Here is a 25,726-nt window from a genome sequence, read left to right on the forward strand (position 1 = left end):
CGGTTAATTTACTCTCATAACTATTTTGAATAAATAAAATTTTATTGAAATGTAACATTAGGCATTAGTTAACATGATATAATTGAATATAACATTAATTGCAGATATTAATTATTATTAAGAACTTAAGCGAATAAATAATTACTTAATAGTATATATTAAAAAAGTTGTTGCTGCGTTGTCACTTCCTCTTCTTGAGGTTGCTTTTTGCTTATCGCTCTTAAGTAACGTTGGTGACATAGGCGTATAATATTACGTTTTTCTGCATCTGAAAATTTCAACCAACTAAAACGTTCATCACGAGTCCGGTAGCAACCTCGACAGTATCCCTGATCATTTGTTTGACAAATGCCACGGCAAGGACTTGGAATTTCAAAAAACTCAAGCTGTTCCGCCATTCGAATCCCCTCAATTTGAATCTTAATTCTATGATATACTCTATAAAAATGAATATATACATCGTTTGATTAAAAAGTAAACTGCTATCATTGTGTTTAAGGCGATAGCCGCGTTATATTAATAGATAAATCGATTCAGGCTTACCAAGTAAATTTAAGGGGTTTTTTATGCGTTTACTTCATACCATGCTACGTGTAACGGATATGCAACGCTCAATTGATTTTTATACTAAAGTTTTAGGTATGCGTCTTTTGAGAACAAGCGAAAACACAGAATATAAATATTCTTTAGCTTTTGTTGGCTATAGTGATGAAAGTGAAGGCGCTGTTATCGAACTCACTTATAATTGGGGTGTTGACAGCTATGATATGGGTAATGCCTATGGTCACATCGCTTTAGGTGTTGATGATGTCGCTAAAACATGTGATGCCATTCGCCAAGCAGGGGGAAATGTCACCCGTGAAGCTGGCCCTGTAAAAGGTGGCACTACCGTGATTGCATTTGTTGAAGATCCCGATGGCTATAAAATTGAGCTCATCGAAAACAAAAGTGCAAGTAAAGGGTTAGGTGATTAATCGACCTTCTATTTTTAAATTTAGGTGGCTTACTTGGTCACCTAAATTTTATTCTGAGTTTACCTACAAAATTTTACTGGCTTTGGCATAATAATGCCCAACCAGAAACCCTAAAATGAAAAAATAATGTCTGAAAAAAATAATATTAATGCCCTAGTTAACCGTTTCAGGGGGTATTACCCTGTTGTTATTGATGTAGAAACAGGGGGTTTTAACGCAAAAACTGATGGGTTGTTAGAAATAGCAGCAATTACATTGAAGATGGATAAAGACGGCTGGCTGTCTATTGATGAAACTCTGCACTTCCATGTTGAGCCGTTTGAAGGCGCTAATCTAGAGCCTTCTGCTCTTGCATTTACGGGAATTGACCCAAAAAATCCACTGCGTGGTGCAGTCAGCGAATATGACGCTCTTCATGCTATTTTTAAAGTGGTTCGTAAAGGTATGAAGAATACCGATTGTAACCGTGCAATTATCGTGGCACACAATGCTAATTTCGACCACAATTTTGTGATGAATGCTGCGGAACGAGCAGGTTTAAAACGTAATCCTTTTCATCCTTTTGCGACTTTTGATACCGCTGCGCTGAGTGGCTTAGTATTTGGTCAGACCATCCTGGCAAAAGCATGTGTGACCGCAGGTATTCCCTTCGATGGTAAGCAAGCTCATGGCGCATTATATGATACGAATCGCACTGCATTATTATTTTGTGAAATAGTCAATAAATGGAAAAAGCTAGGTGGCTGGCCACTCGCTGAAGGTGCTGAATAATTACGTAAAAACCGTATTAGCCTTTTATGACTGATACGGTTTCAACGAGTGTGATTTGTCGAAATAAATTACTTCAACTAAAGTTTAATTATTCGGCAGCGACATCATCTTCAGAACGATATTTATCCGCTGTTTCTTTAATTAAGGTTTGTAGCTCACCGCGTTGAGCCATTTCCATAATGATATCGCAGCCACCGACCAATTCGCCATCAACCCATAACTGAGGAAAAGTTGGCCAATTTGCATATTTTGGCAATTCTGCACGGATATCCGGATTTTGCAGAATATCAACGTAAGCAAAGCGCTCACCACAAGACGATAATGCTTGTACCGCTTGAGCAGAAAAACCACAGCTCGGAAGTTTAGGAGAGCCTTTCATATATAATAGGATTGGATTTTCTTTAACTTGGCGCTCAATTCTTTCAATAGTTGTCATTTTTACTTCCTTAACATTAACATGATTAGCATATTTCTTATATATCAATAAGATTGATATAGTTTAGCCCAAAAATACACTACGCAATACACCATTTCACTCTAAATACATCAACAAGTTAGACCATACTCTCGAATGAAAAAAGAGGGGATAAACCCCTCCTCTGATTTGCTACTATTGTGACTAATTTATGATTCAAGTCAAATAAATCTGTGCCTTTTCCCTTAGCCCAAATTCAATGCAGTTTTATCACAACAATTAAGTCGTATAATTAAATTAGTACAAATATGCGTTAAACTTTGGCCTACATTTTTATGTTGCGCGATACAGTGATGCTATCACTCGTTTTCGTTGTTAAAAATATCCTCAACTAAATTTTTAATCGTCTAAAATAAATTGGCTTGATTTGATATATGACGATGGTTAAAAAACTTGTGACAGGGCAATATCCATTTATGACGATATTTTTCGGCTTTGGGTTATTGGTAATATAGCCGAGTCGATAAAATCAACTCTTTCATTCAAGCTGCGTGTTATAAGAATTTTTTCAATGAAAGGTAATATTTATCTGATACTTTGACGAGTTTACTGCCGGGTTTCACTTCAGAATCCACGACTTTAAGTATCCCCCTATCGATCAATCTTTTAGATGCGCGCTTATAAATTCTTATTTTTCTTTTTTTATATTTTGTATGAAGAAAATAAATTAATAATGCTCTCTCTTGTGTGTCTAAATCGTTTATCTCCCGCTTTACTGTTAAATGTTTAAATATCAAATTTCTAAAGAATGAATTCATCACTTCTCCTTCTGTATATCCATTAATCCTTTACTAATTTAACATAAAATGGCTGTCTCATGTTGTTGAATATCAATTTGATTTATAAGTTGCCCATTAGCAAAACATTAACACTTACCTTTTATAAGGTTTATCATGCTATCATTAACATATTAAATATCTGAGGGTTCAATGTAATAGAGATATTGATAACCATCAGAAAATTAGCTCTATTTTTCGCTCATTTACGAGCAAACACCCAAGTATGTTGATACAAAGCAACCAAGGAGTAAGCAATGTCATTCGAACTACCCGCTCTACCGTATGCTAAAGATGCTTTAGAACCTTATATTTCCGCTGAAACCCTGGAATACCACTACGGTAAACACCACAATACTTATGTTGTTAACCTTAATAATCTCGTCAAGGGAACTCACTTCGAAGGTAAGTCCTTAGAAGAAATTATTAAGACCTCTGATGCAGGTGTATTCAATAACGCCGCGCAAGTATGGAACCACACATTCTATTGGAATTGTCTCGCACCAAATGCAGGCGGTGAACCAACAGGTAAAATTGCTGATGCCATTAACAAAGCCTTTGGGTCGTTTGCACAATTCAAAGAGCAATTTACCGATGCAGCAATCAAAAATTTTGGTGCTGGCTGGACTTGGCTGGTTAAAAAAGCAGATGGTAGCCTAGCTATCGTGAATACTTCAAATGCAGCAACACCGATTTCTGGTGATGACAAGCCGGTGTTGACCGTTGATATTTGGGAACACGCTTATTACATTGACTACCGTAATGCGCGTCCTAAATATTTAGAAAACTTCTGGGCATTAGTTAACTGGAAGTTTGTTGAAGAAAATCTAGCCTAAATTAGGCAAGAACGCATAGCGTTCTATACAATTAAGGGCGAGTTAATAACTCGCCCTTAATATTTTCACCCAAAAGTGGATGAGAATAAAATTAGAAAATATGTACTACAAAAACAATAATTACCGCTAATGAACCGAATGCCGCTAATAATCCAAATTTAAGATCTGTATCCATGTATCCCTCTCATTTAAAGCATTTAAGTACGCAAGTAACCATAAAAACCACAAGGTTAATTCAGTATACACGTCAAAAATTGTAAAACCAGTCTCTATATCACATGTTATAACACCAATTATTTCTTTCGTTTTTGCGCTAGATCAGACAAAATCGATAACAAATCGCTAAATTATTGCCAGCAAAGGATCTATGCATCAATATGCAGGTAATTTTTTAACAAGAATTCTTAACGAGACCTAATATTTGGTCAGGAGTTTTTTTCCCCCATGGCAACGATTAAAGATGTGGCTAAGCGCGCTGGCGTCTCCACCACAACCGTATCCCATGTTATTAATAAAACACGCTTTGTAGCTGATGATACAAAAGCGGCCGTTTGGGCTGCCATAAAAGAGCTCAATTATTCACCAAGCGCAGTTGCCCGTAGCTTAAAAGTTAATCACACGAAATCTATCGGTTTATTGGCAACGTCTAGTGAAGCGCCCTATTTTGCTGAAGTTATCGAATCGGTTGAGAATAGCTGTTATGAAAAAGGTTATACCTTAATCCTATGTAACTCTCATAATAATTTAGGCAAACAAAAAGCCTATTTACAGATGCTTGCTCAAAAACGTGTTGATGGGCTATTAGTCATGTGTTCGGAATATCCAGATACACTCATCAGTATGCTGGAGGATTATCGCAATATCCCAATGATGGTGATGGACTGGGGAACTTCTCGAGGCGATTTTACTGATAGTATTATCGATAACTCTTTCCATGGCGGCTATCTTGCCGGTCGTTATTTAATCGACAGAGGTCATCGTGATATTGGCGTGATCCCCGGTTCACTCGAAAGAAATACGGGTATAGGACGCTTAACGGGCTTCCAAAAAGCGATGGAAGAAGCCAAAATTACCCTTAAAGATGAATGGATTGTTCAGGGGGATTTTGAACCAGAATCTGGTTATAAGGCAATGATGCAAATTCTTAGCCACAAACAGCGCCCAACCGCCGTTTTTTGCGGTGGTGATATTATGGCAATGGGCGCAATTTGTGCTGCGGATGAGATGGGTTTACGCGTTCCACAAGATATTTCAATTATTGGTTACGACAATGTTCGCAATGCACGCTATTTTACGCCAGCATTGACCACCATTCACCAACCGAAAGAGCGTTTAGGGCAAATGGCCTTCACCATGCTGCTCGATCGTATTGTCAACAAGCGCGAAGATGCTCAAACAATTGAAGTTCACCCTCGCTTAGTTGAGCGACGTTCCGTAGCAGATGGCCCCTATATCGACTATCGCCGTTAAATTAAGGGGCTAACCACTCTGCGTTGAGCGTTTCACTATCACCTAAATAGTCGAGCAACCAACTCAACGCTGGAGAGGTGTTTTTTTCTACCCATGTTAAGCAGCATGGGCTCGGTGGAAACGGTTGTGCCAAAGCTAACTCGACTAATTTGTTCTCTGCACACAAGGGAGCGGCCCGATGTTCAGGAACCATCCCCACACATAGCCCGTTCACCAGACAGGCCACACCGTTTTCCCAATAGGGCACAACTAAACGCCGCTGGTTATCCAATGCCCATGTATCACGTTTTGGTAAATTTCGTGAAGTATCCTCAAGGCACAAGCTTGGATATTGCCGCATTTCATCATCAGTGAGATAATTTTTAATTTGCGCTAGCGGATGCTCAGGATCCGCCACACACATCCAAGACATAAATCCCATATCCCGAAAGCTATAACGCTCACCAATAGGTGACGCACGAGTCGCCCCAATAGCGACATCGACTCGACCATCGGCCAATGCATCCCAAACACCATTAAATACTTCAGGATGAATATAAAGCTCAATGTCAGGAAAGTGGCGATAAAAATCAAGAATAAGCTGTTCTGTTCGCTGAGGTTTGACAATACAATCCACCGCAATACTAAACTGGCCACGCCAGCCATTCGCCACTTGCTGACACTGATGGCGTGTATCTGTCATTTTTTTGATGACCGAACGACTTTGCTTGATGAAAATGACACCCGCCTCCGTCAAAACCACATCGCGATGACGCCTTTCGAATAACGGTACAGCAAGCCATTCTTCAACTTGTTTAACGGTATAGCTAATGGCTGATGGTACGCGGTGCAGCTCTTCTGCCGCACCGCTAAAGCTTCCTGTTCGTGCGACGGCATCGATAACTTCAAGTGCATGGGCTGACCACATAATTTCTCCTTTCAAATATTTTGATAGCACGATCCAAATATTACCGTTTCACAATGTAAAAAAATAGCCTATACAATAAGGGAACTGTTAACATTTTTTTAAATTTAGAATAAGTAAATAATTATGACGAATACTGCAACAAAAAACTCCCCGGGGTTTATGATTTACCTTGCTGGACTCAGCATGCTGGGGTTTTTGGCTATTGATATGTACTTACCTGCATTTGGTGCAATGCAAACTTCACTAAATACATCTGAGGGTGCGATCAGCGCCTCATTGAGTATATTCTTAGCCGGTTTCGCTTTCGCTCAGCTTTTATGGGGTCCTCTCTCTGACAAACTTGGGCGTAAACCAATACTGATTGTCGGCCTATCCCTTTTCATCGTCAGCTGTTTAGGCATGCTTTGGGTTACCGATGCAACTCAATTATTAATCTTACGTTTCTTGCAAGCTGTTGGTGTCTGCTCTGCTGCAGTACTTTGGCAAGCGTTAGTTATTGACCGCTATGATGCTGCCAGCACACAAAAAGTTTTTGCTTCTATTATGCCCCTTGTCGCGTTATCTCCTGCACTCGCCCCTTTACTTGGCGCATGGGTACTTGAACATCAAACATGGGAATTTATTTTTGTTGTCCTAATGATTGTCGGGGTCCTATTATTAATGCCGACATTGCTCCTTAAAAAAATCACGCCTAAAGTAATAACCAATGAAACTCAACCTCAAGCTAAGGTTTCATTTCTGAATCTACTAAGCTCGCGAGTTTTTAGTGGTAACGTGTTGATTTATGCATCCTGTAGCGCCGGTTTTTTTGCATGGCTGACAGGTTCACCCTTTATCCTTCGCAACATGGGCTTTAACCCTGCAGATATTGGTTTAAGCTACATACCTCAAACACTTGCATTTATCATTGGTGGCTATGGATGTCGCTTTATCTTAGCAAAAGTGCGCGCGGAAACACTATTCCCACTATTACTTGTTGGCTATGCCGTTAGTATGTCTATCTTATTTATCATGGCAATTTATACCACACCAACTTTAACGATGATCCTGATCCCATTCTGCTTTATGGCAGCCATGAATGGGGCTTCATACCCAATTGCCGTTTCCAAAGCACTCAATACATTCCCAAGTGCAAGTGGTAAAGCCGCAGCATTACAAAATGCATTACAATTAGGCTTATGTTTCCTCGCCAGCTTACTGGTTTCAACACTGACTTTCGATCCATTGCTCGCAACGACGGGAGTGATGGCCGTTACCATTATTCCAATGATTATTGGTTATTTTATGCAACGTTGCGCTGAGAATACTGAAAACACAGTTAAACCCTCAGAATACCAAACCGAGCAATAAATTAACGCAATTCACTTTTAACCTTAAGCCACTGCATCAAATAATGACCAGTGGCTTAGTTTATCTAAAAAATTTCAAACTTGTTCCCACCTATTATTTATTACCGTTGATTTTCAATTAAACTTCGATCATTAGCATTAAGCGTAGAACAAATTTTTTATAGTTGTATTTACTTAGTCATTTTTATTGCTAATCTCTGACGTTCCTCACTTCCTCCATATTCCTTTTAATATTCCACATATTAAAAGATACACCTATGATGCTTAAGTGATGATTCGAAAGCTTATTCGGTAAACAAGCTACTGTTTTACTTTTTCATCTATAACAAGCCATATTTTCTTTAGTTAATTTCTTTGTCAAAAAGAGCTATTATATGAACACTTAATAATGAGTGTATAAGAACTATGCTGAAACAGTATTACCCACCTGAAGAATTAAGCGCTTTTATTAGCTCAATTCTTATCATCAAGAAATTTGCCGACCCAATTAAAATTTTTCCTGGTACTGGTGCGGAAATCTGGATCTCATCAAAAGACATTATCATGTCTACGAGTACTCAAACGATAACGAATCAATTTCAGCTGGTCATTCCAAGAATACACACATTTACTGTTACACCAAATAATGAAAAAGTAATGGTGCTACGTGTCAGACATGATGCTTTACGCTTTTTACTACCACAACGTACGTTAAACTATACGGATATTCCGACAGCATTAAGCCATATTTGGAATAATAATTGGTTTGAGGCACTGGTAAACTCTTCATTTAAAGAGCTACGTGACTGCTATGTAACCACGAAAGCAAGCAAAAAACCGCATATCATTGATAGTATTCTCGATATCCTATATCGCAATCCCACCAAAAAAATCTCCGATATTGCCGATGAAACGGGTTACAGCGCCCGTTTTATTCAAAAGGAATTTTTAAAAGAATATGGAATTACGCCAAAACGTTACCAGATCAATTGTCGCTTAGAGCATGTTTTAAAAACAATGGTAAAAGAACAAGATACTTATCGTTGGTTTGAAACGGGTTATTATGATCAATCCCACTTTTATCGTGATTTTAAAAGATACTTCACAATGACACCGTCGGCGTTTTTAAAATCAAACTATTCGTTTTTTTACAATACAAAAACCAAGTACCCATTAAGATAGTTCTTAATACATAAGGAGAACGGAATGAGTATTGTTGTGTATGCCCAAATTACAACTGAAAAAACGGACGGGTATTTAACGAAAAAAATCATTCGCGATTTAGCTAAGCTTAGCCGACGCGAGAAAGGATGCATCAGGTATGACCTTATGGCGAGAGAAAATGGCTACATTGTTTTTGAAGAGTGGGAAAGTACAAACGCGCTAGAAATGCACAAGAATACAGAGCACTTCAAACGACTTGTTGAAGCCATTGCGTTAGATAATGCGAGTTTTTCGGTCAATTTTAGTGAAAAGGTGTAGCTAGGTACTGTTATTTTTTGCTGCTTATTTTTTATATACAAAATTTATCAACGATTTTCGTTATTAAGCTTTGTCGTGATCCATGTCTCCAACTAAAAGAGTAATCAAAGGATGTGTCCTTCCTCTTTAGTGTATAAAAAATCACTCGCCTTGATTTTCACTAACAAGCCAATATAAAATCAGGCTATTGCTAAATGATAAACATGCCATAGCCTGATTAATTTTAAAAATAGCGTTACATCAAAATAACTGTCGCCATTATTCTTCATGCTCTGGCATATCAGCGGATGCATTTCCTTGTTGTGAAATTTTCGCTTGTTCTTTTTGCTGCAATACACGTTCAACAGTATCCACAATAGCTTGCGTTTGTGGATCGATTTCAATATTGATCTTATCACCTAAACGTTTTTTGCCTAGCGTTGTTCTCGCCAGTGTTTCCGGTATTAAGTGAACACAAAAACGGTTATTAATCACATCACCAACGGTTAGGCTAATCCCATCAATAGCGACAAAACCTTTATGTAAAATATATTTCATCAGCGATTTATCATAAATAGATAACCATATTTGATGGTTATCTTCTGATGTGAAAATTTTACTGATTTCAGCGGTTGTCACAATATGGCCAGAAACAATATGTCCACCAATTTCATCGCCATATTTTGCAGCTCTTTCAATATTAACGACATCGCCTTCTTTCAAAGCACCAAGGTTGGTCAATCTGAGTGTTTCTTTAATTAAATCAAAACTCACTTTTTCACCGTCTATTTTCGTCACAGTCAAACAACAACCATTGTGGGCGACGGATGCACCCGTTTCTAAACCAACGAGCATTTCTGGTGTAAATTTCATTACATGAGTGCGAAAATTGGCTCTTTCGGTGATATCGATAATTGGGGCTATGCCTTGAACAATACCTGTAAACATAATGGATCTCAGTGTAGTGAATTTATGCTCTAAGTTTACCTAAGAATTTTCAGAGGTCTATCTTATTTGAGCGGTTAACCGCGTGGTTTTTATCTAAATTGATTAAAATGAAAACACATATGGAAATACTCTTTTATCATTCGGCTAAATATCCTTATTGGATTAAATTAATAAAAGAGATAGAATGCACGGTTGATAATAACTAACTGATTTATCGTAAATCATTTGTTTTCCTTCTACTTTTTTCTCTTACTTATTTTTAATTTATTGTGAAGGTGTATGCGTGCAGAAATACTTTACAGAAGCGCGTAGCTTGTTGGCTCTTGGTATTCCTATCTTTCTCGCCCAATTTTCTCAAACCGCAATGGGGTTTGTCGATACGATTATGGCTGGAAGTGTTAGCGAAACTGAGATGTCAGCAGTTGCAGTCGGATTTTCAATCTGGTTGCCAGCTATACTTTTTGGCCAGGGGCTATTAATGGCACTGACTCCAATTATTGCTCAAATGAATGGTTCAGGCCGTCGGAATTTAATTGGTGATCAAGTTCAGCAAGGCTTATGGCTAGCGTTCCTGCTATCATTAGGCGTTATGTTCTTGCTGTATAATAGCAAGATTATCATTGGTAATATGCCCCATATTGACCCTGAGCTAGCGGATAAATCAGTGCGTTTCCTTCATGCGATCATGTGGGGGGCTCCGGGTTATCTGTTCTATCAAGTTTATCGTAGTCAGTGTGAAGGACTTTCAAAAACCAAACCGGGGATGGTCATTGGTTTTCTGGGTCTAATGGTCAATATTCCAATTAACTATATTTTTATCTATGGCCACTTTGGTGCTCCTGCTCTTGGTGGTGTAGGTTGTGGTGTTGCAACCGCCTCTGTTTATTGGGTCATGTGTATGCTGATGCGTTGGTATGTTAAACGAGCACCTGCACAACGTGATATTAGAGCAACCCAATCTTTTGCCTCACCAAACCCGATAATCTTAAAACGGATCGTTGTTCTTGGTACCCCTATTGGTCTCGCTCTATTTTTTGAAGTGACTTTATTTGCGGTTGTTGCTTTACTGGTTGCGCCTCTTGGCGTTGTCGCTGTAGCTGGACATCAAGTCGCACTAAACTTTAGCTCTGTCATGTTTATGTTCCCGCTATCTTTAGGGATCGCGGCAACTATTCGTGTGGGTTATAACCTCGGTAAACAATCGACCGAAGCAGCGAAGGTTTCATCTTATGCTGGTCTCGCGGTGGGTTTAATGGTGGCCTGTATGACCGCAATTTTAACTGCGGCATTCCGTGAACCGATTGCCATGATGTATAACAAAAATCCTGAAGTGGTTGTTCTTGCCTCTAGCTTAATGCTGTATGCAGCTATTTATCAACTTTCGGATTCAGTGCAAGTTATTGGTGCGGGAATTTTACGTGGTTATAAAGACACCCGATCTATCTTCTTTATCACCTTTACCGCATATTGGGTATTAGGTCTCCCAGCAGGTTATATCTTAGCACTAACCGATATTGTTGTGCCTGCAATGGGACCTCAAGGTTTTTGGATTGGCTTTATTATAGGATTAAGTGCAGCCGCTATTGGTATGGCAGCACGTATTTTATGGATCCATAAACAACCAGAGAGTGCCATTCTTTTAAAATCGACACGTTAATTGACGGTTAATTAAGCGTTTTATTGCAAGGGAGTGTGTATTTTTCATCAGATAGTTTTAAATACGAGCAAACTATCATGAAAATACATTTTCCCCTTGCCAGATTGGCGACGGAACGTTAATATTCGTCCCCGTTGTCACCTAGATTTTTATTGATATGCGTCCGTAGCTCAGTTGGTTAGAGCACCACCTTGACATGGTGGGGGTCGGTAGTTCGAGTCTACTCGGACGCACCATTTCAAATCTTACTTTTTATCAGACAACATTTATACAAAATAAGCGGTATCTTCAGTGCGTCCGTAGCTCAGTTGGTTAGAGCACCACCTTGACATGGTGGGGGTCGGTAGTTCGAGTCTACTCGGACGCACCATTTCGAGTCTTACTTTTTACCAGATAACGTTTATACAAAATAAACAGTAACTTCAGTGCGTCCGTAGCTCAGTTGGTTAGAGCACCACCTTGACATGGTGGGGGTCGGTAGTTCGAGTCTACTCGGACGCACCATTCGCTTTTCTCCCTCTCCATTTATTATCCTCACTTTCATTGCTTTTAATTCCCAATGCTATTTTGTTGCGCAACAAATTTGCGTTGAAAATCACTCATTTATTTGATCTAAAATATTTGTTCAATCAATTTAATAAAATTTGATTTGTCTCACAGTTTTTTGTTGTCTATAATGGGCGCAGTTGCTGAAAGGTTTCATCAGTAATAAATCAGTATGTTAGCTTTAATAAAAATGTCGTCTACACTATAATTAGAATCAAATTGAGACATTTTTATAATTAAATTGTATTAAACACCAGCCTGTCGCCTATTCTTATAAATGAGTTGCGCAACAAAATTTATCATGCGCATTTAAGTGTCGGCGGCAATACCGATTTCCTTTATAACCTTTAGATAGACTGCCATGAAAAAAACTAAAATTGTTTGTACCATCGGCCCAAAAACCGAATCAGAAGAAAAATTGACCCAACTCCTTGATGCAGGCATGAATGTCATGCGTCTAAACTTCTCCCACGGTGACTATGAAGAACATGGTCAACGTATCAAAAACCTTCGCGCTGTCTGTGCAAAAACAGGTAAACAAGCTGCTATTTTGCTGGATACTAAAGGTCCAGAAATCCGCACCATGAAATTAGAGGGTGGAAATGATGTCTCCCTCGTTGCAGGACAAACCTTTGCCTTTACAACCGATACTTCTGTTATTGGAAATAAAGATAAAGTCGCAGTGACTTATCCAGGTTTAACCGCTGACCTAAAAGCAGGTGATACTGTATTAGTCGATGACGGCTTAATTGGTATGAAAGTGACCAATGTCACTGCAACTGAAGTCATCTGTGAAGTATTAAATAATGGCGATTTAGGTGAGAAAAAAGGGGTTAACTTACCGGGCGTCTCCATAGGTTTACCCGCTCTAGCAGAAAAAGACAAAGAAGATTTAGTCTTTGGTTGCCAGCAAGGTGTTGACTTTGTTGCTGCATCTTTTATCCGTAAACGTTCCGATGTTGAAGAAATTCGTACCCATCTGAAAAAACATGGTGGCGAGAACATTCAAATCATTTCTAAAATTGAGAACCAAGAAGGTTTAAATAATTTCGATGAAATCCTTGAAGCCTCTGATGGCATCATGGTTGCTCGTGGTGATTTAGGCGTTGAGATCCCAGTCGAAGAAGTTATTTTCGCTCAAAAAATGATGATCGAAAAATGTGTTAAAGCACGTAAGGTTGTTATTACTGCAACACAAATGCTTGATTCAATGATTAAAAATCCACGTCCTACTCGTGCTGAAGCCGGTGATGTAGCTAACGCAATTTTAGACGGTACTGATGCAGTTATGTTGTCAGGTGAAAGCGCCAAGGGTAAATACCCTGTTGAAGCTGTGACTATCATGGCAACAATCTGTGAGCGCACTGACCGTGTGATGCCAATTCGTATTGATAACCAAAAACCAAGCCAACGTTTACGCGTAACCGAAGCCGTATGTCGCGGTGCCGTTGAAATGTCTGAAAAATTAGACGTTCCACTTATCGTTGTTGCAACTTTTGGGGGCAAATCAGCAAAGTCTATCCGTAAATACTTCCCGACTGCACCTATCCTTGCATTAACCACTAACGAAGAAACTGCACGTCAGCTGCTATTAGTTAAAGGTGTTATCCCAATGATTGTTGGTGGTTTCACTTCGACTGATGATTTTTACCGTGAAGGTAAACGCGCTGCACTTGAGAGCGGTCTTGCCACTCAAGGTGATGCAGTCGTCATGGTTTCTGGTGCATTAGTACAAAGTGGCACAACGAATACCTCGTCTGTACATGTTCTATAATTAACCAAAACGAATATTTAAAGCCCTATTACTGTAGATTGAGTAATAGGGCTTCTTATTTTCATTTAACATTTAATGCTACCTTTTATAAACTATTCCCTTTATTGTCATTTAAACATTCATTTTCTATCTGTTATTTAAGTTCAATATCACAAAACGAATTCACATTGGTCAAATAACAACCATCATTATTCCTAATTTAAATTTTTCAACTTTTTCCTAGCCCTAAATATAAAGTATTTCTAGCAAAATTTTAAATTAAGTACTAGCATAAGACTAAGTGAGTGCCATACCCTAATTTTCATTAGGTTGTTTTAAAGGGATATAGTTAGCATTAAGATAACGAATCTTAATGCTATCATTTGGTAACTTACTTTTTATATTTTCAAGATAAATCAATCTAGAGGGTAAAATAATGATTCGTACTAAAATTGTACTGGGCTCTATCGTATTAGCTTCAGCATTACTAGCGGGTTGTTCTAACAGCACTGAAGTGCAAAAACTCTCTTCAGACGTACAAACGCTGAATGGTAAAGTTGATCAGCTGAGCAACGATGTTCAGTCACTGCGTTCTGACGTTCAAACAGCTCAAGAAGAAGCAGCACGTGCTAACCAACGTCTGGACAACCAAGTCCGTACTTACAAAAAATAAGTTCGAACTAGTTGTTATCTAGATAAAAACTTCTTTGAAGTTAGATAGTATTTCAGAGGGCCTATTTTAAATAGGCCCTTATTATTTATGTCAGAATATTTTATTTGATGAGATTCACTAGACGGTACAGTTAAAACCCTACCCTCGGTGTGAAGCTGTTAATGGTAGGATTGGTACTTCGCAGGTAATAACGCGCCAATTTTTCCTTCATAGGTTGGCTCTGGCTGCGAAATATTAAACGGCTCAATTGGGGTTAACTCTTGCGTATTATTTTCGCCATCACTTACAGGTTCAGTTACGCCTTGGTCATTATTCACCCTCACAGGCATCCCAGAACGTCGAGTAAGCTCTTTTTTAACTAATTCCTTGTCTATCCCTTCATTCTCGAGAAAACGCTTAAAATCGTCAGTTATTTTGATTGGCATCGTTTGTGGGTTATCACTTTCTTTTCTAGAGAGTGGTTGGTGAACCTCGATATAATAACTGCCATCAGCTTCTTTTGAATATTTAACCGGCTGATCGATAATTTGTACTCGCGTCCCTTTTGGTACTGTTTTAAATAGCGCTTCAATATCTCCTGGACGTAAACGAATACAACCTGAGCTCACTCGCATACCGATACCAAAATCCGCATTGGTACCATGAATAAGGTATTCACCTCGACCATGAGAAAGGCGTAATGCATAAAGCCCCATTGGATTTTCCGGCCCGGCAGGGATCACTGCAGGTAATGTAATACCTTCTTTTGCATAATTTTTGCGAATATTCGCTGTTGGTGTCCAGGTTGGATCTTTAATTGATTGGCTAACTGATGTGACCATCTCCGGAGTATCGCGCCCTAATTGACCTATCCCAATAGGATAAACAATCACTTCTTCACTGTTTGCTGGATAGTAATACAGTCTAAGCTCAGCTAAGTTAATCACGATACCAGTTCTTGGTGTTGCAGGTAATAGCATTTGTGCAGGTATAATCAGTTCCTTACCGGCTTCAGGAAGGTAAGGGTCCGTACCTGGATTCGCCTCAAGCATGCCTAGCAAACCAATTTCATGTTCGCTGGCTATCGCCTCTAACGGGCGGCCATCATTTGGTACAACATAAGATAGATTTTCCCCGATTAGACGTGTATTGCTATCTGGTAATGGATATTCTTTTGCCTGTGCGGGAGCAATTAATGCACTCATGACAAGCAAACTTGTCATCGTCAAAACTTTTTTCATACCTACTCCAAGGAAAATAGACCGTCATACATCAAGTTGTGCGGTAATAAACCACGAACATCTCAAATTATTTTGTGGATGCATTATTACAATAATTCAATGAATATTGCTCATAATAGCAACTATCTTTGATATCTTTAATACTTAATGAATATTTTAGTTAGCTAATCATATTTAATAGCGCATTTTCATATCAAAACATAGCGATTTATCTTCAAAATACAAAAGATTAGCAAGAAAAAATAAACTGGGGAAACAGGATAGCTTCCCCTGAATGGATTAAACTAATTCATTAGCTCGGGCAAGGATGGTGCGGATCATCGCATTAAGACCCTGAGTGCGAGATGGCGTTAAGTGCTGTTCTAGCGCTAATTGCTGAAAAAATGACTTCACATCAAGGGCTAAAATCTGCTGCGCAGTTTTACCTTGAAATAGGATAATCACAATAGCAACTAGCCCCTTCACAATCACAGCGTCACTATCACCCGCAAACAAAATCGTGCCATCGCCCTGTTTTTGCATATCGATCCACACTTGGCTTTGGCAACCAGAAATAAGATTGTTATCGTTTCTTTGTGCTTCTTCTAGTGCAGGTAAACGCCCGCCAAGTTCTATCATATAGAGATAACGTTCTTCCCCATCCTGACAACGAGCAAAATTACGTAACAGTTTATTTTCATCGGGTAATGCGGGCATACTTCGTTCCTTTACCAAGGTCTAAATTAATGGCCTAGCCTAACAATTTTTTGATGCGCTGTAATGCATTGAATAAAGAATCGATGTCTTCTTTTGTGGTGTAAATCCCCACAGATGCACGACACATCGCAGGCACATTATAACGCTCCATCAGTGGCAGCGCACAGTGGTGACCAGTACGAATGGCAATACCATATTGATCTAAAAATGAACCAACATCATAAGCATGATGATGACCCAAATTAAACGCTAAAACCCCTTCACGATTTTCATTACCATATAAAATGAGGGATGGGATCTCTTGAAGTTTTTGTGAGGCATAAGCCATCACTTCAGCTTCATGAGCAAACGCTTCTTTTAGCCCTAACACATTTAAGTAATCAAATGCAGCACCTAAGCCAATGATCGCACTAACGTTTGGCGTTCCAGCTTCAAAGCGCCATGGCGCATCTGCAAACGTAATGCCTTTTGTTAAGCTGACTTTGCGGATCATCGCCCCGCCGCCTTCCCACGGTGGCATCTCATCAAGCAAGGCTTTCTTACCATAGAGAATACCAATACCAGTAGGCCCGTATAATTTATGGCCTGAAAAAGTATAAAAGTCACAATCGAGGGATTGCACATCAATTTGTTGATGCATTGCTCCTTGAGCACCATCCACCAGCACACACAGCTGGCTATTTTTCGTGGCGGCAATCTGACGAGCTTGCTTGATGATATCTTTAACTGGGTTAACCGTACCTAGAACATTTGAAATATGCGTAAAGCTCAGTAAACGGGTGTTAGAATCAATCAATTGTTCTAATTGACTTAATTCGAGCCTCCCATCATCCGTAATCGGTAATACTCTGATTTCAAAATCAATTTCTTCTGCCAACATAAACCAAGGCACAATATTAGCGTGATGTTCCATTTCCGTGATGACGATGTTATCCCCTTCACGCAAATATTTACGGCCAAAACTGTTAGCAACGAGGTTAATGGCTTCTGTCGTTCCTTTAACAAAAATAATTTCTTCATTCGACGATGCATGAATAAAATCTGCCGCTTTCTGGCGAACGTCTTCCATCATCGTTGTTGCATTCGCACTCAGCGTATGAATTCCACGGTGAACCGCTGCATATTGATGCAACGTAAATTCACTTTCTCGTTCAATCACCTGTAATGGTTTTTGTGCGCTTGCAGCGCTATCGAGATAAACTAATGGGTGATTATTCACGGATTGAGATAAGGCAGGAAAATCCTGCCTCACAGCGGCTACGTTAAATAGCATAGTCGATTAAACCTCTGCTAAGCGCTGGCGGATATTTGCCATCACAGCGTTTTTTAGCTCTTCGGAATCAATGGATTCGGTTAATTCGGCAGCAAATGCAATGATAATCATATGTTTTGCCGCTTTACCGTCAATGCCCCTTGAACGTAAATAAAACAATTGCTCATCATCAATACGACCCACCGTCGCACCATGCCCACATTTCACATCATCGGCATAGATTTCGAGCTGAGGTTTAGTATCGATTTCGGCTTTTTCACCCAGTAATAAGGTGTTATTGCTCATTTGCCCATCAGTTTTCAATGCATTTGGTGCCACTTTGATCATGCCATTGAACACGGCTTTACTGTTGTCCATTGCAATGACTTTATGTAGCTGGCGACTGTTGCAATGACCTGCATTGTGTTCAAGATATGAACGCGTATCCGCAATTTCATTTCCTTTAGGCAACAATAAGCTATTCAATTCAAGCTCTGTGTTTTCACCATCAAGACGAGCACTTGTATGATTACGGGACAGCAGTGAGCCTAATAGAAAACTGGTGCTTTTCACCTGACTATCACGGCCTACAACAATGTCATTATGTGCAAAGTGCTGTGCTTGGTTATTTTCAGTATTGAGTTTGAAATGACTAAACTGTGCGTTATCACCCACTTCGACTGTCAGCCTACTTCCTGTCATGTGACCATAATCATTGAGACTCACAAAATGCTCAATCACTTGCGCTTTGCTATTAGCATCAAGAGTAATATGGTAACGGTACTGGCTGGTATTCACATTTTGATCGTTACTACTACCACTTGATATATTTAATAAATAAAGTGGTTTTTCTGCAATTTGGTTCGCCGCAAGATGGATCACTAATGGTTGCCCAGCAAGACTTTCAGTCAGATGCAAAAATATTTCGCTATTGATAGCATCAGGCAATAAGTCTTGGTTATCTAATAGGGCAACTTTAAATGGCCCCATATCAATTGAACTCAGCGCCGAACTATAACGTCCATTGATCAAGACAATACGATATGCATCAATGGGTAATGCTAGCGCTTCACACGCTTGGTCAGCCACATCTTGTTCGCCAAAACGATATTCCGTTTTAAGTACGTTATCTAAAGGTGTGTAATGCCAATCTTCATGACGAAAAGCCGGTAAACCCACTTTTTGAGCTATTTCCCAATGGGTTTTCGCATGCAGTGAATTTTCACCTAAGCGTTTTTCGAAAAGTGCAGCAAAACGGGCCATTGCTTGCTCATTGAGCGCAACAACTTGGGCACGTTTTTCAGCTCTTTCACTGTTGGTCAATAAGCCAGCCATAGCCTTGCTCCTCCAGTTTTTTCGCTAAACTGAAATCACCCGACTTGATGATTTTCCCTTGATACAGTACGTGAACAAAATCAGGTTTTACATAGTCTAGGATGCGCTGATAGTGAGTCACAATAATAAATGAACGCTCTGGAGTACGTAGTGAATTAACACCATTTGCCACTATTTTTAACGCATCAATATCTAAACCAGAGTCTGTTTCATCTAGGATACATAACTGAGGCTCCAATGCTGCCATCTGCAAGATATCATTACGTTTTTTTTCACCGCCAGAGAAACCGACGTTGACAGAACGCGTGAGCAGATCTTGGGGCATATCCAACAATTTAATTTTATCTTCGATAAAATCTTGGAAATCAAAGCGATCTAATGCGTCTTCTTGACGGTATTCTCTTACCGCATTCACTGCCGTTTGTAAGAAAAATTGATTACTTACACCCGGAATTTCTACTGGGTATTGGAACGCTAAGAAGATCCCTTCACCCGCTCGTTCTTCAGGATCTAACTCAAAGAGGTCTTTCCCTTTAAAACGGACTTCGCCGCTGTCAACTTCATATTCTTCACGACCCGCGAGCGTTGCTGATAATGTACTTTTACCTGAACCATTTGGTCCCATGATGGCATGGACTTCCCCTGGCTTAACCTCCAGAGATAACCCTTTTAATATTTCATTACCTTCAACACTAACGTGTAAATTTTTAACACTTAACATATCAATATGCCTTTAGCGCTTTAGCGCATATAAACTCGATTAGGATCAGCCCACACTGTGTTCTAAGCTGATAGCCAGCAATTTTTGTGCTTCTACTGCAAATTCTAATGGTAGTTCTGAGAACACATCTTTACAGAAACCATTAACAATCATGGAAATAGCATTATCTTCGCTAATCCCACGCTGCAAGCAGTAAAATAGCTGGTCTTCTCCTATACGCGAGGTTGTCGCTTCATGTTCGAGATGAGCCGTATTATTTTTCACTTCTACATATGGGAATGTATGAGCGCCACACTGTGTTCCAATCAACATGGAATCACATTGGGTAAAATTACGAGCATTATGTGCACTGGGCAGTATTTTGACTAAACCACGGTAGGTATTTTGACTTTTACCCGCCGAGATCCCTTTCGAAATGATCGTTGAACGGGTATTTTTCCCGATGTGTATCATTTTCGTGCCCGTATCTGCTTGCTGGTTACCATTAGTGAGTGCGACAGAGAAAAATTCGCCTACCGAATTATCACCTTTTAAAATAACGCTTGGGTATTTCCATGTAATCGCTGAACCCGTTTCTGACTGTGTCCACGACATTTTCGAGTTTTCACCTTCACAAAGTGCACGCTTAGTCACAAAGTTAAGGATCCCGCCCGTTTCGCTATCACCACCAGAGAACCAGTTTTGTACTGTTGAATATTTAACTTCTGCATCTTTATGGATGATAACTTCAACCACGGCAGCATGTAACTGATAGCTATCTCGAACAGGCGCAGAACACCCTTCGATATAGCTCACATAGCTGCCTTCATCTGCGATAAGAATTGTTCGCTCAAATTGACCTGTTTTTGCCGCATTGATTCTGAAGTAAGTCGATAGCTCCATCGGGCAGTGAACCCCTTTGGGGATATAAACAAAAGTGCCATCTGACGCTACCGCAGCATTGAGTGCAGCAAAAAAGTTGTCGTTACTCGAAACTACACTACCCAGATATTTTTGAACTAATTCTGGGTATTCATGGATAGCTTCACCAAACGAACAGAAAATAATGCCATGCTTGGCAAGATCTTCACGATACGTTGTCGATACCGATACCGAGTCAAAAATAGCATCCACTGCAACGGCTTTACCTTCACGAACAGGCACCCCAAGTTGGTTAAATGCCTCTTCGACCTCAGCCGTTAGGTAGTTATTGGTTTCCGTTACGCCTGTCGCTTGAGTTGCTCCTGACTGGGAGCCACAGGTATCATCACACGCACCACACGAAGGTGCTGAGTAGTAACTATAATCTTGATAATCTAAATTAGGATAATTGGCTTTTAACCAATGTGGTTCTTCCATCCCTTTCCAATGATGAAAAGCATCAAGGCGGAATTTAAGCATCCACTCAGGTTCATTGCGTTTTGCAGAAATAGCGCGCACAACATCTTCGTTGATGCCTTTTTCCATTTCATCTGTCGCAACTTGAGTAAAAAAGCCTTCTTTGTAACGCTGGTCATCAAGCCAGCTTTGGACATCATCGCCAACTTCTACATTGCTCTGTGACATAATCTGACTTCACATGTTAAACGCCGAAACTTTCACCACACCCACAGGCATGTTGTGCTTTCGGGTTATTAAATTTGAAAATTTGATTCAGCCCTTCTTGGACGAAATCAACGACTGTGCCATCGATAAATGGCATTGCTTCTTTTGGCACATAAAGGTGTGCGCCATCGAGTTCAAATAACAGGTGCTTGTCTGTTGGGTTTTCTATCATCTCAAACACATAGCCGAAACCTGCGCAGCCTGACTGTTTAACGCCGAGTGAAAGCCCTTTTGTATTTGGGTTTTGCACCATCAATTTTTTAATTTGTTTTGCAGCGCTTTCTGTCAGGTTGACTCCCTGCCAATTATTTTCATCAAATGAAAATGTCTCTACACCGTCAGTCATATTGACCCCACATTTCTTATGGCTTTTCAGCCTGTTATCAGAAGATTAACTCTGTCTAGCCTATGGTAATGATTACCTATGCTACTTCAACCATTTGTTTTAAGAGGTTATAGCTATTATCGCTCTTTTTTTATCCATTTTGAGCTTATTCGCTCACCAAAAACACATTACAAGCCATATAATCTATTGAAAATCAACAGATAAATAAAGTTACATTTTTTATTTAATTTTGTACTTGCCGATACACAAAAATGACACAAATTAATAAAGATGCATTAATTATACAACTTAATTAATTCGATAAAAATTGAAAAAATATCAAAATGACTAAAAAACGGTCAAGTTTCACATAAGGAAGATAAATAACGCTCAGTACAGACAGCACTGAGAATTATTTATCAACAAGAAGGTATTAATCAAATAGAACGGCTGTTGTTAGACGGGAAGTGCAGCATAACTTTCCTTGTTCATTAAAAATTTCAATATTCCATACTTGTTGGCGGCGGCCTAAAAATATTGGCTTACAAACCCCTTTCACCACCCCCGAGCGGGCAGCTCGCACATGATTTGCATTAATTTCCAAACCAACCACACGCTGTTCACCTTCACTGCAAAGGTAGCCCGCTATCGAACCTAAAGATTCGGCTAATACAACAGAAGCGCCACCATGAAGTAAACCAAAGGGTTGTTTAGTGCGTTCATCGACTGGCATAGTGCCTTCTAAATAATCATCACCAAATGCGGTAATCTCAATACCGAGATGTCCTAACATGCAAGTTTTTGACATCTCAGCCAATTGTTGCAGATTAAATTGACGTTTCCAAATCATTAAACGATCTCCAGCAATGCTTGAATTGGGTGTTTTATTATTGTGTTTTCCATGCGTTTCACTTGGCTACGACACGAATAACCAGAACTAAGACAACGCTCTTTCGGTAGCGCGCTCATCGCGGGTTGCCACGATAGATTATAGATGCCTTTTGAATTTTCGATATTCACCACTTCATGACCATAAGTGCCTGCCATGCCACAACATCCCACACTCACATTGGTTAATTTTTGTCCATAGCGCGCAAATAGTGCTGACCATTGGTTGCCGCTATTTGGCAGTGCGGTAGATTCAGTGCAATGGCCGAAGAAATACCAAGGTTGTTGGCTTATCTCATTTAATTTCTGTGGATCCGGTAGCGTAATTAACCATTCATGAGCTAGCATAACGGTAAACTTACATTGATCTTCGCCTAAAATCTCATGATATTCATCGCGATAACAGAGCACTAATGCAGGGTCAACACCAACCATTGGTAACTGCAATTTTGCCACACGATTTAAAAAATCGGCCGTTTTACTGGCTGTTTTTGCAAATCGAGCCAGGAACCCTTTAATATGTTGCGCTTTTCCATTTGGCGAAAAAGGTAATAAAACGGGTTTATAGCCTAGTTTTTCGATTAATCGAATGAAGTCAGCCACGACTTTAGCATCGTAATAACTGGTGAAAGGGTCTTGAACAACTAAAACATAATTTTCCCGCAGGGATGGACTCATTCCTTCGAGCTGTTCAAGTGTGACTTCTGTGGCTGAATGACCTAAAAGTTCTTGTTTTAACGTTGGCTCGGAAAATAAAGGTAAATCGACCATGCCAATGGTTCGCTCACTGAGTTTTTGCACTAACGGCTGGCGTAAAAAGAAGTTAAATACGCTAGGTACTTTAGAAAGTAACGGCGCACTTGCCTCTACATTGGCCACAATATGGTCTCGAATCGGTCTTAAATAGCGTCCATGATATAACGCTAAGAATTTGGCTCTGAAGGAAGGTACATCGATTTTAATCGGGCATTGTGTGGAGCAAGCCTTACAGGCTAAACAACCTGCCATTGAGGCTTTAACTTCATGAGAAAAGTCGTAATCCCCTTGTTTGGCTTTCCAGGAATTACGTGTTTTATCAATCAATCCACGTAAAGATGGTTTGTTATCTCTTATTCCCTTTTCAATATTTTCAGGGGTAACACCTTGTTCCGCTAATAACCTTAACCACTCACGTACAAGCGTTGCACGCCCTTTCGGTGAATGGATACGCTGCCCGCTTATTTTCATTGATGGGCACATTGGGCTTTTAACATCAAAGTTAAAACATAGGCCATTGCCGTTACAGTCCATCGCACCACGAAATTCTTGGCGCATTTGGATAGGAATTTGCCTATCAAAAGTGCCTCGTTTGATGTCATCAACCTGCTTCATTGGTGCATCAATACCTGCCGGAGGGCAAATTTTGCCGGGATTTAAACGGTTATCTGGGTCAAAGGCAGCTTTAATATTACGAAGTTCACCATAAAGCACTTCACCAAAAAATTCTGGACTGTATTGCGCTCTAAAACCTTTCCCGTGCTCTCCCCACAAAAGTCCGCCATATTTAGCTGTTAATGCAACAATTTCATCCGAAATTTGTTTCATTAAAATTTCTTGTTGTGGATCGCACATATCGAGAGCGGGTCGAACATGTAATACCCCCGCATCCACATGTCCAAACATGCCATAATTCAGCTGATGGCTATCAAGTAACGCCCTAAATTCTACAATATAATCCGCCAGATGTTCCGGAGGCACACAAGTATCTTCTACAAATGGGATCGGTTTTGCCGCACCTTTACTGTTACCTAATAATCCCACCGCTTTTTTGCGCATATTATAAATACGCGTAATATCATCGAGGTCATTACACGTTTGGTAACCGATTATACCGGCGTAATTATTTGCCATAAGCTCATCAAGCTGCTGGCACAAATTATCCATTAAACGGTCAATTTCAACGACATCATCACCACTAAATTCAACAATATTCAGCCCTAACATTTCTTTATTAGGGACATCGGTAATCAATGATTTTACTGAATGCCAGACAATATCTTCCCGTGCTAAATTTAATACTTTTGAGTCGACGGTCTCAACCGATAATGCTTTCGCATTCACCATAAAAGGCGCATTACGTAACGCAGATTCGAATGAATCATACTTCACATTCACCAGTCGACGTGCTTTGGGTAATGGTGTGATATCAAGCGTCGCTTCGGTAATAAAAGCCAGCGACCCTTCAGAACCGGTCAAGATCCGCGTTAAGTCAAACTCTGTCAAAGCGTCATTAAATACATGGCGTAAATCATAACCCGTAAGAAAACGGTTTAATTTAGGAAATTTTTCTTCAATCAAGGGGCGCTGTTCAAGGCAGCGTTCTAATACTGTTTTGTAGATCCTTCCTACCACCGAATCTTCTGACGCAATCGTTTGGGCAAGTTCAACAGGCATTGATCGGGTATCAATGCATTCCCCTCCAAGTACCATCGCTTTGACACCCAGTACATGATCCGAGGTTTTTCCATACACTAAGGAACCTTGTCCAGAAGCATCCGTATTAATCATTCCACCCAAAGTCGCGCGATTACTGGTGGATAATTCAGGTGAGAAAAAATAGCCATACGGTTTTAAGAACTGATTAAGCTGATCTTTAATCACGCCCGCTTCAACTTTTACCCACCCTTGTTCTGGGTTTATCTCTAGAATACGGTTCATATAACGAGACATATCAACCACAATCCCTTCCGTTAAGGATTGTCCGTTAGTTCCCGTCCCGCCCCCTCTCGGAGTAAAGCTTAGTGTACGGTACTTTTTTTGCCCTGCAACGCGGGTAAGAATTTGTACGTCTGCACTAGAACGAGGAAAAACAATGGCTTGAGGTAATAATTGATAAATACTATTATCTGTCGCCATTGATAAGCGCTCAGCATAGCTTGTGCCATTATCACCCGTAAAGCCTTGCTCTTGCAGCTCGTGTATGAATTCAATGACTAATTTATTGAGATGAGGTGCTTCTGATATACGCGGGATCATTTTTAATGATAACTCTTATTGTTTAGTGTTCGCATTACTCGTTATGTACTATCTTTATTTTAAGTAGCACAATAGTGCCTAAGACACGACATTGTCAGTAAAGACCATATCACAA

The 25,726-nt window shown here is 39.8% G+C and carries 25 protein-coding genes and 3 tRNA genes; 13 read left to right on the forward strand and 15 right to left on the reverse strand.

Annotated features, from left to right (window positions below; genetic code table 11):
* Positions 1–158: 158 nt before the first annotated feature.
* Positions 159–398 (reverse strand): DUF1289 domain-containing protein, encoded by a 240-nt coding sequence (locus tag M998_RS02505; protein ID WP_068443200.1) that lies wholly within the window; start codon positions 396–398, stop codon positions 159–161.
* Between the two features lie 168 nt (positions 399–566).
* Between M998_RS02505 and gloA the strand changes: the two genes are divergently transcribed.
* Both gloA and rnt read left to right on the forward strand, forming a co-directional pair.
* Positions 567–974 carry a lactoylglutathione lyase gene (gene gloA, locus M998_RS02510; RefSeq protein WP_068443198.1) on the forward strand — a complete coding sequence of 136 codons (408 nt, stop codon included), beginning with the start codon at positions 567–569 and terminating at the stop codon, positions 972–974.
* A 126-nt stretch (positions 975–1,100) separates the two neighbouring features.
* Positions 1,101–1,745, forward strand: coding sequence for a ribonuclease T (gene rnt, locus M998_RS02515; protein WP_068443195.1), 645 nt, complete (start codon positions 1,101–1,103; stop codon positions 1,743–1,745).
* Positions 1,746–1,833: 88 nt separating this feature from the next.
* Here the strand turns inward: rnt and M998_RS02520 are convergent, their stop codons facing one another.
* Both M998_RS02520 and M998_RS20005 read right to left on the reverse strand, forming a co-directional pair.
* A complete protein-coding gene (locus M998_RS02520) occupies positions 1,834–2,181 on the reverse strand; it encodes a Grx4 family monothiol glutaredoxin (RefSeq protein WP_068443191.1) in 348 nt (115 codons plus the stop codon).
* Between the two features lie 533 nt (positions 2,182–2,714).
* A complete protein-coding gene (locus tag M998_RS20005; RefSeq protein ID WP_068443188.1) occupies positions 2,715–2,978 on the reverse strand; it encodes a hypothetical protein in 264 nt (87 codons plus the stop codon).
* A gap of 275 nt (positions 2,979–3,253) precedes the next feature.
* On the opposite strand from M998_RS20005, the gene sodB reads away from it, so the two are divergent.
* The gene (gene sodB / locus M998_RS02530) at positions 3,254–3,832 is read left to right on the forward strand and encodes a superoxide dismutase [Fe] (protein ID WP_068907371.1); all 579 of its coding nucleotides are present in this window, start codon (positions 3,254–3,256) and stop codon (positions 3,830–3,832) included.
* A gap of 91 nt (positions 3,833–3,923) precedes the next feature.
* Here the strand turns inward: sodB and cydH are convergent, their stop codons facing one another.
* Positions 3,924–4,007 (reverse strand): cytochrome bd-I oxidase subunit CydH, encoded by an 84-nt coding sequence (gene cydH, locus M998_RS20145; protein ID WP_111750954.1) that lies wholly within the window; start codon positions 4,005–4,007, stop codon positions 3,924–3,926.
* Between the two features lie 269 nt (positions 4,008–4,276).
* Here cydH and purR point away from each other — a divergent pair, with 269 nt between their 5' ends.
* Positions 4,277–5,302: an HTH-type transcriptional repressor PurR gene (purR, locus tag M998_RS02535; RefSeq protein ID WP_068443183.1), complete on the forward strand. Its 1,026-nt coding sequence runs from the start codon at positions 4,277–4,279 to the stop codon at positions 5,300–5,302.
* A 1-nt stretch (position 5,303) separates the two neighbouring features.
* On the opposite strand, the gene punR is transcribed toward purR, so the two are convergent.
* Entirely contained in the window at positions 5,304–6,209 is a 906-nt protein-coding gene (punR, locus tag M998_RS02540; protein WP_068443180.1) for a DNA-binding transcriptional activator PunR, read from the reverse strand.
* A 123-nt stretch (positions 6,210–6,332) separates the two neighbouring features.
* Between punR and punC the strand changes: the two genes are divergently transcribed.
* The 3 genes from punC to M998_RS02555 all read left to right on the forward strand — a co-directional run bounded on the left by punC (position 6,333) and on the right by M998_RS02555 (position 9,019).
* A complete protein-coding gene (gene punC, locus M998_RS02545) occupies positions 6,333–7,559 on the forward strand; it encodes a purine nucleoside transporter PunC (protein WP_068907373.1) in 1,227 nt (408 codons plus the stop codon).
* Positions 7,560–7,963: 404 nt separating this feature from the next.
* Positions 7,964–8,719, forward strand: a complete 756-nt coding sequence (locus M998_RS02550; protein WP_068907375.1) for a helix-turn-helix domain-containing protein — start codon at positions 7,964–7,966, stop codon at positions 8,717–8,719.
* Between the two features lie 24 nt (positions 8,720–8,743).
* Positions 8,744–9,019 carry a putative quinol monooxygenase gene (locus tag M998_RS02555; protein ID WP_068443172.1) on the forward strand — a complete coding sequence of 92 codons (276 nt, stop codon included), beginning with the start codon at positions 8,744–8,746 and terminating at the stop codon, positions 9,017–9,019.
* A 258-nt stretch (positions 9,020–9,277) separates the two neighbouring features.
* Here the strand turns inward: M998_RS02555 and M998_RS02560 are convergent, their stop codons facing one another.
* Entirely contained in the window at positions 9,278–9,946 is a 669-nt protein-coding gene (locus M998_RS02560; RefSeq protein WP_068443169.1) for a riboflavin synthase, read from the reverse strand.
* Positions 9,947–10,229: 283 nt separating this feature from the next.
* Here M998_RS02560 and M998_RS02565 point away from each other — a divergent pair, with 283 nt between their 5' ends.
* The 6 genes from M998_RS02565 (at position 10,230) to M998_RS02590 (ending at position 14,575) form a co-directional block, all read left to right on the forward strand.
* Positions 10,230–11,603, forward strand: a complete 1,374-nt coding sequence (locus M998_RS02565; RefSeq protein ID WP_068443166.1) for an MATE family efflux transporter — start codon at positions 10,230–10,232, stop codon at positions 11,601–11,603.
* A gap of 159 nt (positions 11,604–11,762) precedes the next feature.
* Positions 11,763–11,839, forward strand: a tRNA-Val gene (locus tag M998_RS02570).
* Between the two features lie 57 nt (positions 11,840–11,896).
* A tRNA-Val gene (locus tag M998_RS02575) sits at positions 11,897–11,973 on the forward strand.
* Positions 11,974–12,030: 57 nt separating this feature from the next.
* Positions 12,031–12,107: transfer RNA gene (locus M998_RS02580), tRNA-Val, on the forward strand.
* A gap of 403 nt (positions 12,108–12,510) precedes the next feature.
* Complete coding sequence (gene pykF, locus M998_RS02585) at positions 12,511–13,923, forward strand: pyruvate kinase PykF (RefSeq protein ID WP_068443163.1); 1,413 nt, start codon at positions 12,511–12,513, stop codon at positions 13,921–13,923.
* Positions 13,924–14,338: 415 nt separating this feature from the next.
* Complete coding sequence (locus M998_RS02590; protein ID WP_004263789.1) at positions 14,339–14,575, forward strand: major outer membrane lipoprotein; 237 nt, start codon at positions 14,339–14,341, stop codon at positions 14,573–14,575.
* Positions 14,576–14,733: 158 nt separating this feature from the next.
* Here the strand turns inward: M998_RS02590 and M998_RS02595 are convergent, their stop codons facing one another.
* From M998_RS02595 to ydiJ, 9 genes are all read right to left on the reverse strand, one after another.
* The gene (locus tag M998_RS02595; protein WP_068907377.1) at positions 14,734–15,795 is read right to left on the reverse strand and encodes a L,D-transpeptidase family protein; all 1,062 of its coding nucleotides are present in this window, start codon (positions 15,793–15,795) and stop codon (positions 14,734–14,736) included.
* Positions 15,796–16,074: 279 nt separating this feature from the next.
* Positions 16,075–16,491: a cysteine desulfuration protein SufE gene (sufE, locus tag M998_RS02600; RefSeq protein WP_068443158.1), complete on the reverse strand. Its 417-nt coding sequence runs from the start codon at positions 16,489–16,491 to the stop codon at positions 16,075–16,077.
* A 34-nt stretch (positions 16,492–16,525) separates the two neighbouring features.
* The gene (gene sufS / locus M998_RS02605; protein ID WP_068907379.1) at positions 16,526–17,764 is read right to left on the reverse strand and encodes a cysteine desulfurase SufS; all 1,239 of its coding nucleotides are present in this window, start codon (positions 17,762–17,764) and stop codon (positions 16,526–16,528) included.
* 6 nt (positions 17,765–17,770) lie between these two features.
* Positions 17,771–19,078, reverse strand: a complete 1,308-nt coding sequence (gene sufD / locus M998_RS02610; RefSeq protein WP_068907381.1) for a Fe-S cluster assembly protein SufD — start codon at positions 19,076–19,078, stop codon at positions 17,771–17,773.
* Positions 19,053–19,799: a Fe-S cluster assembly ATPase SufC gene (sufC, locus tag M998_RS02615; RefSeq protein WP_068907383.1), complete on the reverse strand. Its 747-nt coding sequence runs from the start codon at positions 19,797–19,799 to the stop codon at positions 19,053–19,055. Before sufC ends, sufD begins: the two co-directional genes overlap by 26 nt.
* 45 nt (positions 19,800–19,844) lie before the next feature.
* Positions 19,845–21,344, reverse strand: coding sequence for a Fe-S cluster assembly protein SufB (gene sufB / locus M998_RS02620; protein ID WP_068443145.1), 1,500 nt, complete (start codon positions 21,342–21,344; stop codon positions 19,845–19,847).
* A 16-nt stretch (positions 21,345–21,360) separates the two neighbouring features.
* Positions 21,361–21,729 carry a Fe-S cluster assembly scaffold SufA gene (sufA, locus tag M998_RS02625; protein WP_068443143.1) on the reverse strand — a complete coding sequence of 123 codons (369 nt, stop codon included), beginning with the start codon at positions 21,727–21,729 and terminating at the stop codon, positions 21,361–21,363.
* A 412-nt stretch (positions 21,730–22,141) separates the two neighbouring features.
* Positions 22,142–22,558 carry a hotdog fold thioesterase gene (locus tag M998_RS02630; protein WP_068443140.1) on the reverse strand — a complete coding sequence of 139 codons (417 nt, stop codon included), beginning with the start codon at positions 22,556–22,558 and terminating at the stop codon, positions 22,142–22,144.
* Entirely contained in the window at positions 22,558–25,611 is a 3,054-nt protein-coding gene (gene ydiJ / locus M998_RS02635; protein WP_068907385.1) for a D-2-hydroxyglutarate dehydrogenase YdiJ, read from the reverse strand. Before ydiJ ends, M998_RS02630 begins: the two co-directional genes overlap by 1 nt.
* Positions 25,612–25,726: the final 115 nt, after the last annotated feature.

Origin of the sequence: Providencia heimbachae ATCC 35613 (assembly GCF_001655055.1) — a bacterium.
Classification (GTDB): Bacteria; Pseudomonadota; Gammaproteobacteria; order Enterobacterales; family Enterobacteriaceae; genus Providencia; species Providencia heimbachae.

What these genes read in the sequence shown, in the direction of transcription:
- sodB (WP_068907371.1), top strand. Translation starts at nt 3,254, where the DNA reads ATGTCATTCGAACTACCCGCTCTACCGTATGCTAAAGATGCTTTAGAA.
- M998_RS02555 (WP_068443172.1), top strand. Translation starts at nt 8,744, where the DNA reads ATGAGTATTGTTGTGTATGCCCAAATTACAACTGAAAAAACGGACGGG.
- pykF (WP_068443163.1), top strand. Translation starts at nt 12,511, where the DNA reads ATGAAAAAAACTAAAATTGTTTGTACCATCGGCCCAAAAACCGAATCA.
- cydH (WP_111750954.1), bottom strand. Translation starts at nt 4,007, where the DNA reads ATGGATACAGATCTTAAATTTGGATTATTAGCGGCATTCGGTTCATTA.
- M998_RS20005 (WP_068443188.1), bottom strand. Translation starts at nt 2,978, where the DNA reads ATGAATTCATTCTTTAGAAATTTGATATTTAAACATTTAACAGTAAAG.
- punC (WP_068907373.1), top strand. Translation starts at nt 6,333, where the DNA reads ATGACGAATACTGCAACAAAAAACTCCCCGGGGTTTATGATTTACCTT.
- M998_RS02560 (WP_068443169.1), bottom strand. Translation starts at nt 9,946, where the DNA reads ATGTTTACAGGTATTGTTCAAGGCATAGCCCCAATTATCGATATCACC.
- M998_RS02505 (WP_068443200.1), bottom strand. Translation starts at nt 398, where the DNA reads ATGGCGGAACAGCTTGAGTTTTTTGAAATTCCAAGTCCTTGCCGTGGC.
- M998_RS02550 (WP_068907375.1), top strand. Translation starts at nt 7,964, where the DNA reads ATGCTGAAACAGTATTACCCACCTGAAGAATTAAGCGCTTTTATTAGC.
- sufA (WP_068443143.1), bottom strand. Translation starts at nt 21,729, where the DNA reads ATGACTGACGGTGTAGAGACATTTTCATTTGATGAAAATAATTGGCAG.
- sufB (WP_068443145.1), bottom strand. Translation starts at nt 21,344, where the DNA reads ATGTCACAGAGCAATGTAGAAGTTGGCGATGATGTCCAAAGCTGGCTT.
- sufE (WP_068443158.1), bottom strand. Translation starts at nt 16,491, where the DNA reads ATGCCCGCATTACCCGATGAAAATAAACTGTTACGTAATTTTGCTCGT.
- M998_RS02520 (WP_068443191.1), bottom strand. Translation starts at nt 2,181, where the DNA reads ATGACAACTATTGAAAGAATTGAGCGCCAAGTTAAAGAAAATCCAATC.
- M998_RS02590 (WP_004263789.1), top strand. Translation starts at nt 14,339, where the DNA reads ATGATTCGTACTAAAATTGTACTGGGCTCTATCGTATTAGCTTCAGCA.
- punR (WP_068443180.1), bottom strand. Translation starts at nt 6,209, where the DNA reads ATGTGGTCAGCCCATGCACTTGAAGTTATCGATGCCGTCGCACGAACA.
- sufS (WP_068907379.1), bottom strand. Translation starts at nt 17,764, where the DNA reads ATGCTATTTAACGTAGCCGCTGTGAGGCAGGATTTTCCTGCCTTATCT.
- sufD (WP_068907381.1), bottom strand. Translation starts at nt 19,078, where the DNA reads ATGGCTGGCTTATTGACCAACAGTGAAAGAGCTGAAAAACGTGCCCAA.
- ydiJ (WP_068907385.1), bottom strand. Translation starts at nt 25,611, where the DNA reads ATGATCCCGCGTATATCAGAAGCACCTCATCTCAATAAATTAGTCATT.
- sufC (WP_068907383.1), bottom strand. Translation starts at nt 19,799, where the DNA reads ATGTTAAGTGTTAAAAATTTACACGTTAGTGTTGAAGGTAATGAAATA.
- purR (WP_068443183.1), top strand. Translation starts at nt 4,277, where the DNA reads ATGGCAACGATTAAAGATGTGGCTAAGCGCGCTGGCGTCTCCACCACA.
- M998_RS02595 (WP_068907377.1), bottom strand. Translation starts at nt 15,795, where the DNA reads ATGAAAAAAGTTTTGACGATGACAAGTTTGCTTGTCATGAGTGCATTA.
- M998_RS02630 (WP_068443140.1), bottom strand. Translation starts at nt 22,558, where the DNA reads ATGATTTGGAAACGTCAATTTAATCTGCAACAATTGGCTGAGATGTCA.
- gloA (WP_068443198.1), top strand. Translation starts at nt 567, where the DNA reads ATGCGTTTACTTCATACCATGCTACGTGTAACGGATATGCAACGCTCA.
- rnt (WP_068443195.1), top strand. Translation starts at nt 1,101, where the DNA reads ATGTCTGAAAAAAATAATATTAATGCCCTAGTTAACCGTTTCAGGGGG.